This window comes from Pantanalinema sp. (assembly GCA_036704125.1).
GTDB lineage: Bacteria > Cyanobacteriota > Sericytochromatia > S15B-MN24 > UBA4093 > JAGIBK01.
Genome location: DATNQI010000093.1, coordinates 1 through 10,031, shown reverse-complemented (window position 1 = coordinate 10,031; position 10,031 = coordinate 1). Strand labels below are relative to the sequence as shown.

The window sequence follows — 10,031 nt, the reverse complement described above, 5'->3', positions numbered from 1 at the left end:
GGCTACCGCAACCTGAACGAGTGAGCGCGAAGAAGCCCCCTCGCTCGCGAGGGGGCTTCTTGGTTCCTAGCGCAAAAGTCTTTCCTTCGGGACAGCGAGAGATGGCGCTCACGCTCGCCATACCTACGCTGCCCCTATCTCTCGCTGCCCTGCGGAAAAGCCGCGGGCGCTAGCGGCGCGAGGCGACGGGCATCAGGATGATGCCCTGCTTGGGTGCCAGCTTGAGGGGCACGTGGCCCTCCTGGACCGCGTAGGCCTGTCCGGTCAAGGGATCGCTCAGCTTGGTTCCGTCGCTGAAGGCCGAGCTCACGTCGAGCGACCATTCCCGCGCCGAGGCGCTGTTGTTCATCAAGACCGCCACCTTTTGCTGGCCGAGCTCGCGGACGTAGCCGAAGAGGCCCAGGTCGTTGTGGCGGCGGATCGAGCGGAAGGCGCCGGTGCGCAGGACGGGGTTGGCGTTGCGCAGGGCGATGAGCTGCCTGTAGAAGCCCAGCAGGTCGCGGTTCTGGCGGCTCTGGGTCCACTCGAAGGCGCGGCGGTTGTCGGGGTCCTTGGCGCCCTGCATGCCGATCTCGTCGCCGTAGTAGACGACCGGCGCGCCGGGGTAGGTCATCTGGAAGAGGACCGCGAGCTTGAGCTTGCTCACGTCGCCGCCCGCCTCGCTCAGGAAGCGCGGCACGTCGTGCGAGCCCAGGATGTTGAACATGGCCTGGGTGGTCTCGGGGGCGTACTTGTTGCGCAGCGCCTCGAGGCCCCCGTCGAACTGGTCCACGTTCATGGTGCCGTGGGCGAAGAAGCCCAGCATGTGCTTGCGCCAGACGTAGTTCATGACGCTGTCGAACTGGTCGCCCTGCAGCCAGCGATCGGCATCCTCCCAGATCTCGCCCACGATGTAGGCCTCGGGGTTGATGGCCCGGGCCTTCTTGCGGAAGGTGCGCCAGAAGTCGTCGCTGTCGATCTCGTTGGGCACATCCAGGCGCCAGCCGTCGATGCCCTGCCTGAGCCAGTGCTCCTCGACCGAGAACAGGTACTTCTGGACCTCGGGGTTGCTCGCCGCCCTCAGCTGGGGCAGGGTGCCGAAGCCCCACCAGGCGTTGTAGTTGGGCTTCGGGGTGGTGGTCACGGGGAAGCCCCAGATCGAGTACCAGTTCCAGTAGGGCGACTTCTCGCCCTTCTCCTTGCAGTCCTGGAAGAGGGGGCTGTCGTCGCCCGTGTGGTTGAAGACCCCGTCCAGCATCACCTTCATGCCCAGGCCGTGGGCGGCCTTGAGCATGCGCAAGAAGGCCGCGTCGCCGCCGAAGGCCGGATCCACGTGCATGTAGTCGCGGGTGTTGTACTTGTGGTTGCTGCTGCTGGAAAAGACCGGGTTGAAGTAGAGGGCGTTGACGCCCAGCTCCTTGAGGTAGGGGAGCTTCTGGGTCACCCCGTCCAGGTCGCCGCCCATGAAGTTGTCGAAGGTCGGCGTGGCGCCCCAGGGCTCGACGCCCCTGGGGTCGTTCGCGCGATCGCCGTTGGCGAAGCGCTCGGGGAAGATCTGGTAGAAGACGGCGTTCTTGGCCCAGCCGGGGGTTCCGGAAAGGGCCTGGGCGCGCATTCCCTGGTCCTTGGCCCCGGCGCTCTGGAAGGGGGAAAGGCCGCACCCCGACAGCAAAACCGCCCCTGCGAGCAGGGCCTTCCCGAACCGCTTGCGCATGCGTCGCTCCCTCGAAATCCGATCTTAAGCGTGACTTAAGATGATTTTAGGGATTTGCCCCGGAGATCTTGCTAGCGGAGGTTCCACTTCCCCTTGAGATCGTAGACGAAGTCCCCCTGGGCCATGAGGGCGTCCCCGTGGGAGAGGGTGTAGTCGAAGGGCCCCGTGGGCAGGGCGAAGAGGCCCGGGATCCCCCCGTCCTCGCTGCTGGTGACGATCCGCATGGGCAAGGCGGGATTGTAGGGGTTCGAGAAGGCCGTGACCAGGCGCAGGTTCTTGCCCACGAACTGCTTGTCGCCGAGCTGGATGGTGTCCTTGGTGACCTTGAGGGGGATGTACTTGAGCAGTGCCGCCAGGAAGGGGTTGGACCAGGGGGTCCCGAAGACCACGAACGCGACCTTCGAGGGGTCCAGGGTCGCGGCCTGCTCGGGGGTGACGATCGCCACCTCCTGGCCGAAGCGCTTGCGGAAGAAGGCCTTGGTCTCCTGGAGCGAGGCCTGGGTGGCCGCGCGCACCTTGGCGTCGGAGGGGCCGGGGGCCACCAGCACCGTGACAGGCAAGAAGCGACGGTCGTTGGCGCGGGGGATCGGGCCCTGGAACGAGCGATAGCGCTTGGCCACGTCGTCGGCGGCCCCCATGTCCTTGAGGTAGGCGAGCTTGGCGGTGATCCGGGGGAGGAAGGCCGAGAGGCCGGGATAGGCCGCGCGGTTGGCCTCGTAGTTGGCCAGCTGGGTGAACAGCTCGCGCACGTAGGCGAAGCCCGTGCGCTCGTTGGTCCGCAGGGCGAGCTGGGCCGGCTTCACCTCGCCGTCCGCCTGCTGGAACCGGGCGTCCACCGCGCGCAGCAGGTGCTCGGCCACCGCCTCGGGCCAGCCGGCGCACCCGGAAGCCTTCATGTCCTCGGCCACGGGCGCCATGAGCGCGGAGCTCAAGGCGAGATCCTCGGCGTGCTCGGCGAGGAGGCCGGGCAGGACGGCGTGCCCGAAGGCGTGCGCGAGGCCGCGGCCGAAGCCCGGGGCCTCCTCCTTGAAGTCGGCGAGCTTGTCCTTGGTCACCCCGTCGGGGCGCAGGACGACGAGCGGCCCGTCCGGGGTCATCTCGGCCAAGAGCGCCTCGCCCGAGGCGTCGCGCGGGGCCAGAGGGGCGATCACCAGCGTGAAGCGGGGATAGGCGACGCCGTAGAAGCCCTCGACCCGGGCCTTGGGATCGGCCTTGGCGACGGCCTGGGCGACGCGCGCCTCCAGCTTGGCGTAGGTGGGGCGGCGCGCGGCGAAAAAGGCCAGAAAGCCGCTGTCGGCCGCGAACTGGCGCAGGTGGGCGCTCAGGGTGAGCGCGGCCTCGCTGCCGCCGAGCGAGAGGGCCAGCTCGGCCGGGACGGGGGTCGCCTGGGCGAGGGTGGAATCGAGGGTCAGCGCCAGGCGCATGAGGGGGCGCAGCCCCCCCGCGTCGGCCCGGAGAAAGGCGCTGATCGCCTCAACCGCCGGGTGAGCGGCGTGACGGGCGAAGGCCTGCTGCGTATCGAGCGCGTGGGCCGAGCCTGCGATCTCGGCGTTCTCCTTGCCCCAGGCGCCGAGCGCCACGAGGGTGGTGACGAGCTCGAGGCGAGGATCGACCCGGACCTCGAGTGCCTGCAGCTCGCTTCCCGGCGCCTCGGCCCCGGGCTGCGCCGAGGGAGTCGACAAGGGCAGGGCTTCCTGCGCGCGAGCGGGGAGGGTGGAACAAGTGAGCATGGCGGCCATCGTGGCGATCGCCCAGCGCCGGGACTTCATGAAACCTCCGGGGACAGGATCGAGACGGTGTTCCCTTCCTTCGTACCCCGGCGAGGGCCAAATCATCGCTTCTTCGCTTTCTGCTAGAATCACAAGGCACCCTTGCCACCATCAGGAGCCCTCGTGCGCCAGCGCCTCCTCGCCTCGATCGAACGAACCCGGCTCTTCGGGGTCATCCGCGCCCATGACGCCGAGGAAGCCGCCTGGGCCGCCTCGGCGGCCCAGGCGGGCGGCCTGGAGCTCGTCGAGATCACCATGACCACCCCCGGCGCCCTCTCGGCCATCCGGAACGTCGCCGCGCGCGGCGGCCTGGTGGGAGCGGGCACCGTCCTGGACGCCGAGACGGCGCGCGCGGCCCTCGACGCGGGGGCTTCGTTCGTGGTCTCGCCCCACACCGACGCAGGCATCGTGGCGGCGTGTCGCGAGGCCGGGGCCTGGGTGGCCCAGGGGGCGGCGACCCCCACCGAGATGCTCGGCGCCCACCAACTGGGGGCCGACTGCGTCAAGGTCTTTCCCGCCGAGGCGCTGGGCGGGCCTCGCTTCCTCAAGCTGGTGCGGGATCCCCTTCCCTTCTTGCCCCTGATGCCGACCGGCGGCGTGGACGCGACCAACCTCGCCGCCTACCTCTCGGCGGGCGCCGTCGCCGCCGGCGTGGCCACCTGCCTCTTCGACCGCGCGGCCGTCGCGCGCCGGGACGCGGGCGAGATCGCGCGCCGGGCGGCCGAGCTGCTGGCGATCGCGCGACCGGATTGTTTGGAAACGATTAAGCGCGCTTGAAATGATCGTTGCCTCCCGCCGAGGAACCCTCGCTTACGGGCATAACTTATCCATTCGCACCGCCCCTTTGATTTGACTTGAGGACCGCTCCATGGCGACGATCGACGGCAACGGCACCCCCCAGCGCGCGGGGCGTCCCACCGGCCCCATCAAGCCGCGCACCCAGACCCTCGAATCGCCCCATGAAGGCCCCAGGCCCGAGCCCGCCCTCAGGCCCAGGACCGATCGCCTCAACGTCGCGACCCGGCCCACCAGCGACCAGGACCGCCTCAAGGCGGCGGTTGCCGCCGCCCAAGCCGCAGGCGCCGAGAAGCCCAAGGCGAAAGCCGACGACACCCCCGTCGCCAAGACGGTCGCCGACGCCGTGGGAGCCGCCGACGGGGTCAAGGAGGGGCTCAAGATCGCCTCGAAGGTCGACGAGCTCGAGCAACTCCCGGTTCTCGGCCGCCTGATGCGCAGCGGCGGCCGGATGAGCCAGATCGGCGGCTACCTCGCGCGGAGCCGGGCGGGGGTGGCGGTGGCCCACGCCATGGAGCACGGCCGCTACGTGGCCCCCATGGTCAAGGGCCTGGGCCGCGTCGCGCCGGTGGCGGGCGTGGTGGTCGCGGGCTTCGACATCGCGGACGCCGTCAAGACCAACCAGGACCCCAAGGCGACCGGCACCGAGAAGGTGCTCGCCAACGTCAAGGCCGGCCTGTCGGCCCTCTCGGCCGGCGCCGGCACCGCCGCTCTCTTCCTCGCCCCCACCGGGGTGGGCGGGGCCGTCGCGGGCGGCATCGCGCTGGGCGCGGGCCTGCTGTCGATGGGGGCGGACCTCGCCCTGGGCAAGATCCGCGACGATCGCAAGAAGGCCGAGGCGAAGTAGCCCCCCCTCTCGGCCACCGGCGCCCCTCGCGCGAGGGGCGCCTTCGTTTTGGCGCTACAATGGAAGGGCCCGCCCCCTCTTCGGATTGGAGAAGCCATGCAACTCGGCAAGATTCGGCTCCGGTGGCTCAGCGACGGCGCGTACAAGCTCGACGGCGGCGCCATGTTCGGGGTCGTCCCAAAGACCCTCTGGACCAAGCGCTACCCCTGCGACGAGCGTAACTACATCCGCCTCGCGCTCAACACCCTGCTGATCGAGACCCCCGACGCCACTATCCTGGTGGACACCGGCTACGGCACCAAGCTCACCCCCAAGCAGCACGACATCTTCCAGCTCGAGCAGCCCCCCACCCTGCGCGAGAGCCTCGAAGCGGCGGGAGTCTCTCCCGAGAAGGTGGATTACGTCCTCTACTCGCACCTGCATCACGACCACGCAGCGGGCGGCACCTACCGGGACGAGACGGGCACGCTGCGCCCCACCTTCCCGAACGCCAAGCACGTCATGCAGCGCGCCGAGTGGGAGGAGGCCCTCTCCCCCAACATCCGCTCGGCTCATGCCTACTGGCCGGAGAACTGGGAGCCCATGCAGGTACTCGGGCTCATCGACCCGGCGGACGGCGAGCGCGAGATCGTGCCGGGGGTGAGGGTGATCCCCACGGGCGGCCACACCAAGGGCCACCAGGCCATCCTGATCCAGTCCGAGGGGCAGACCGCCCTCCACCTGGGAGACCTCCTGCCCACCCACGCCCACCTCAACCCCCTGTGGGTGATGGCCTACGACGACTACCCCATGGACTCGATCGCCGCCAAGGCCCACTGGATCGAACGCGCCAAGGCCGAGGGCTGGTGGCTGACCTTCTACCACGACCCCTCGATCCTCGCCGGACGCTGGGACGAGGCGGGCAACCTCATCGAGCGCCTGGATGCTCCAGAAGCGATGGTGCAGGCATGATGCGCTTCATCCGCTTCGAGCTGGACGGCAAGACCGCCTGGGGCGAGCTGGACGCCGAGACCGTGCGGGTCCTCTCGGGCGACATCGGCTCCTTCGCGCCGACCGGCCGCACCGTCCCCTTCGAGGGGCTGCGCCTGCTCGCCCCCGCCACCCCGGGCAAGATCCTCGCGGTGGGCCTCAACTATCGCTCGCACCTGCAGGGCCGGCCGGCCCCTGCGCGCCCCGAGCTGTTCTACAAGCCCCCCTCGGCCCTCGTCGGGCCGGACGCGCGCATCCTCCTGCCACCGGACGCCACCGACGCCCACTTCGAGGGCGAGCTGGTGGTCGTGATGGGGAAGCGCGCACGCGACGTGGCGCCCGACGAGGCACTCGGCTGCATCTTCGGCTACACCCTGGGCAACGACGTCAGCGAGCGCCAGTGGCAGGCGAACGATCGCCAGTGGTGGCGCGCCAAGGGCTGTGACACCTTCGCCCCCGTGGGCCCATGGATCGTGCCCTCCCTCGAGCCGGGCGCGGTGATCCGGACGCGGGCGTCCGGCGAGGTGCTGCAGGAAGCGCCGCTCTCGGACCTGATCTTCGACGTGGGGCACGTCGTGAGCTACGCCAGCCGCTACCTGACGCTGGAAGCGGGCGACCTCATCTTCACCGGCACCCCCGGCCACACCCGCGCCATGCGGCCCGGCGAGACGATCGAGGTCGAGGTGACGGGGCTCGGCACGCTGCGCAACCCCGTGGAGCGCCTCGGGGATTAGCCCGCCGGCCCGCGGCCGAGCGTGCCCCGATCGGCTGGCAAGTGCTAGAATAAACCCCATGCACAAGCCCCTGTTCCTGCTCGCCGCGGGCCTTTGCCTTCTCGCCGCCGCCCCCGGGGCCCTCGCCCAGGAGGGCGATCGCCTCATCCGGATCGGCGTGGTGGAGGCCGCCCCATCGGCGACCCTCGGCGTGACGGTCCCGTCGGCCCTGTTCGAGGGCGAGCGTATGGTCGCCCGCTTCGCGGCCAGCGCCCCGATCGTCGTCACCCAGGCGAGCGACAGCCTCGAGGTGTCGCTCCCGGACGGCACCACGGCGAGCGCCAGGGGGCCCCTGCGCCTCAGGGCCGACGCGCCCTCGCCCGAGGTGCGCGTCTCGGTCGCGGGCAAGACCTACCGGGGCGAGCTCGAGGTGCGCGCCGGCAGCGGGGCCCTCGCGGTCGTCAACGAGCTTGGCCTCGAAGCCTACCTGTACGGGGTGGTGCCGGCCGAGGTGATCCCGAGCTGGCACCCCGAGGCCCTCAAGGCCCAGGCGGTCGCCGCCCGCACCTACGCCGTGGCGCACATGGGGCAGTTCAACGCGCTGGGCTACGACCTCAAGGCCACGGTGGTGAGCCAGGCCTACGGGGGCGCCAAGCTGGAGCGCCCCTCGACCAACCAGGCGGTGGACGAGACCCGCGGCCGCATCCTCACCTACCTCGGCAAGCCCATCGACGCCTTCTACAGCGACTCCTCGGGGGGCTTCACCGAGTCCAGCCAGGAGGTGTGGGGCAAGGCCATCCCCTACCTGCAGCCCGTCCCCGACTTCGACCAGCAGAGCCCCCGCTACGTCTGGGAGGCCACCGCCAGCGCGGAGCGCAGCGCCCAGGCGCTCGCCAAGCTGGGGCTCTCCATCGGGGAGCTCGTGAACATCGAGCCCCTGGAGCGCAGCTACTCGGGGCGCCTCAAGCGGGCCCGGCTCACCGGGACCTCAGGCACCGCCGAGGTCGGCGGCGAGAAGCTCCGCTTCGCCTTCGGCCTGCGCAGCACCTTCTTCAACGTGGCCCGCGCCCAGGACGGCACCTTCGCCTTCGCGGGGCGCGGCTGGGGGCACGGGGTGGGCATGTCGCAGTGGGGGGCCAAGGCCATGGCCGACATGGGCTACTCCTACGACCAGATCCTGGGCCACTACTACGGCCAGACGACCCTCAGCGACGGCCTCCTGGTCAAGGCCCCTCGCTGAGGGCGCCCTGCGGCTTGTAGCCCCCCGGGTAGAGGTTGCGGTAGCCCTCGGCCAGCTGGGTGTTGACCTTCACCGCCTGGGCGCCCGCGTCGTGGTAGGCGTAGCCCGGGGTGATGGCCGGCAAAGCGTCCGCCTGCTCCTGGCTGGTGACGACCACCCCGGCGGGCACGTAGTGGCCCTCCCGGATGTTGACGCCGATGGCCCCCGCGCGCGGCTCCAGGACGCAGCCCGCGCCGATGCGGGCCTTGAAGACCAGGGCCTGCATGCCGATGTAGGCGTCGTCGCCGACGACCGAGGGGCCATGCACCTGGCTCTGGGGGGCGAGCGTCACCCGATCGCCGACGTAGACGGCGTACTCCTGGCCGTTCACCACCACCCGGTGCTCCATCTTGCTGACGCCCTTCACCTCGGTCGGCAGGGCGTGGATGACCGCGCCGTCCTGGACGTTCGACTCGTCGCCCACCTGGATGTTCTTGCCCTCGTCCCCGCGGATCGAGGCCTGGGGGGCGACGAGGACCCGCTCGCCGAGGGTGACGTAGCCGATCACGCTCGCCTGAGGATGGACGTAGGCCGTCTCGGCGATGACCGGACGCTCCATGGTCAGGCTGTAGTCCGAGGTCACGTTAGGGCCGGTGGTGATGTCGGGGAAGCCCGCGGGGTTGTAGGAGCGGCCGTGCTCCTGGTCGGCATCGCTCGGGCGCTGGATCACCACCTGGCTCGGCATGGCGAAGCGCACGGCGATCGCCGCCGAGCCCGCGGACAGGCCGCCGACCAGCACCATGGCGAGCAGGAAGGTCCCGTCGAAATGGGAGGGGGGGGCGGGCAGCTTCACCGCGGGCAGCGCCGGCGGCTTGAACTTGGGAAGGGTGAGCTTGAAGCCCTTTCCCGGCTTGGGGGGCGATGGGTTCTTGGGTCCGCTCATTTCCAATCCTTCTAGCCGCGCGTGTTAGCCCAATGTTCCCCAAGGATGCGGCCTTTACACCCCTGGCCGAGCGCTTCTATAATGGCGCGTCCGCTCCCCCCATACAGGAGGCTCCTATGTCGCTGCGAACCCTCGCCATCCCTCTCTCCCTGGCCGCCATGCTCGCGAGCGCGGGAGCCGCCGAAGCCAAGGCCCAGGCCAAGACCGAGGCCAAGCCGGAGGCCATCCAGGAGGTGGAGAAGGCCGCGGGCCACAAGGTCACGCTCGGCTCCAAGGTCCAGTTCACCACCAGCAAGGGCAAGTTCACCGTGGTGCTCTTCCCCAAGGAGGCCCCCAAGACCGTCGCCAACTTCGAGAAGCTCGTCAAGAAGGGCTTCTACGACGGCCTGGTCTTCCACCGGGTCATCCCCGGCTTCGTGGCCCAGGGCGGCGACCCCGAGGGCACGGGCGGCGGCGGCCCCGGCTACACCATCCCCGACGAGCTCGACAGCAGCCTCAAGCACATCCGGGGCAGCCTCGCCATGGCCAAGACCATGGCCCCCAACAGCGGCGGCAGCCAGTTCTACATCGGCTTCCAGCCCCTGCCCTCGCTGGATGGCCGCTACACCGTCTTCGGCCAGGTCATCAGCGGCATGGACGTGGTCGACAAGCTGCAGGCCACCGAGGGCCCCGGGGCGAACCCCGCCAAGCCCGACAAGATGCTCAAGGTCACCCTCGTCAAGTAAGCCTTTCCAAGCAAAAACAGCGCCCCGGCAAGCCGGGGCGCTGTTCGCTTGGAAACCGGAGGCTAGCGCTTGGCGAAGCGGGCCCTGAGGGCGCCGAAGAAGCGCTCGACCTTGCCCTCGGCGCGCCGGGCCGGGATCCCCTCGTCGGCCAGCAGGCCCGTGATCCCCGAGACGTCCGCCGGCGACAGGGGGCGGGTGTAGGCGAAGGTCATGGGGCGCTTGCTACGGGCGTGGGCGGGAAGGCGCTCGATCACGGCAGGGATCCTCCTCGGTCGGCGAGATTAAACTTCTCGGGTGATTCCTTAAACTTGATTTAAGTATAGCTCCCCGCGCGTTAAACTTGCGCGCCGCGCGAGAA

At 70.0% G+C, this 10,031-nt stretch carries 10 protein-coding genes; 6 read left to right on the top strand and 4 right to left on the bottom strand.

Annotated features, from left to right (window positions below; genetic code table 11):
• Window positions 1-169 precede the first annotated feature (169 nt).
• Entirely contained in the window at window positions 170-1,693 is a 1,524-nt protein-coding gene (locus tag V6D00_14630; GenBank protein HEY9900408.1) for an alpha-amylase family glycosyl hydrolase, read from the bottom strand.
• Window positions 1,694-1,764: 71 nt separating this feature from the next.
• Window positions 1,765-3,462: a DUF4932 domain-containing protein gene (locus V6D00_14625; protein ID HEY9900407.1), complete on the bottom strand. Its 1,698-nt coding sequence runs from the start codon at window positions 3,460-3,462 to the stop codon at window positions 1,765-1,767.
• A 123-nt stretch (window positions 3,463-3,585) separates the two neighbouring features.
• Between V6D00_14625 and eda the strand changes: the two genes are divergently transcribed.
• From eda to V6D00_14600, 5 genes are all read left to right on the top strand, one after another.
• Complete coding sequence (gene eda / locus V6D00_14620; protein ID HEY9900406.1) at window positions 3,586-4,239, top strand: bifunctional 4-hydroxy-2-oxoglutarate aldolase/2-dehydro-3-deoxy-phosphogluconate aldolase; 654 nt, start codon at window positions 3,586-3,588, stop codon at window positions 4,237-4,239.
• Between the two features lie 91 nt (window positions 4,240-4,330).
• Window positions 4,331-5,104: a hypothetical protein gene (locus V6D00_14615; GenBank protein ID HEY9900405.1), complete on the top strand. Its 774-nt coding sequence runs from the start codon at window positions 4,331-4,333 to the stop codon at window positions 5,102-5,104.
• Between the two features lie 96 nt (window positions 5,105-5,200).
• Window positions 5,201-6,055 (top strand): MBL fold metallo-hydrolase, encoded by an 855-nt coding sequence (locus tag V6D00_14610; GenBank protein HEY9900404.1) that lies wholly within the window; start codon window positions 5,201-5,203, stop codon window positions 6,053-6,055.
• On the top strand, window positions 6,052-6,807 hold the full coding sequence (locus tag V6D00_14605) for a fumarylacetoacetate hydrolase family protein (GenBank protein ID HEY9900403.1): 756 nt from the start codon (window positions 6,052-6,054) through the stop codon (window positions 6,805-6,807). The genes V6D00_14610 and V6D00_14605 overlap by 4 nt, the downstream gene beginning before the upstream one ends.
• Before the next feature lie 58 nt (window positions 6,808-6,865).
• Window positions 6,866-8,026, top strand: coding sequence for a SpoIID/LytB domain-containing protein (locus V6D00_14600; GenBank protein ID HEY9900402.1), 1,161 nt, complete (start codon window positions 6,866-6,868; stop codon window positions 8,024-8,026).
• On the opposite strand, the gene V6D00_14595 is transcribed toward V6D00_14600, so the two are convergent.
• Window positions 8,010-8,948: a hypothetical protein gene (locus tag V6D00_14595; GenBank protein HEY9900401.1), complete on the bottom strand. Its 939-nt coding sequence runs from the start codon at window positions 8,946-8,948 to the stop codon at window positions 8,010-8,012. The genes V6D00_14600 and V6D00_14595 overlap by 17 nt on opposite strands.
• A 116-nt stretch (window positions 8,949-9,064) precedes the next feature.
• On the opposite strand from V6D00_14595, the gene V6D00_14590 reads away from it, so the two are divergent.
• On the top strand, window positions 9,065-9,673 hold the full coding sequence (locus V6D00_14590; GenBank protein ID HEY9900400.1) for a peptidylprolyl isomerase: 609 nt from the start codon (window positions 9,065-9,067) through the stop codon (window positions 9,671-9,673).
• Window positions 9,674-9,735: 62 nt separating this feature from the next.
• On the opposite strand, the gene V6D00_14585 is transcribed toward V6D00_14590, so the two are convergent.
• A complete protein-coding gene (locus tag V6D00_14585; protein ID HEY9900399.1) occupies window positions 9,736-9,927 on the bottom strand; it encodes a hypothetical protein in 192 nt (63 codons plus the stop codon).
• Window positions 9,928-10,031 lie beyond the last annotated feature (104 nt).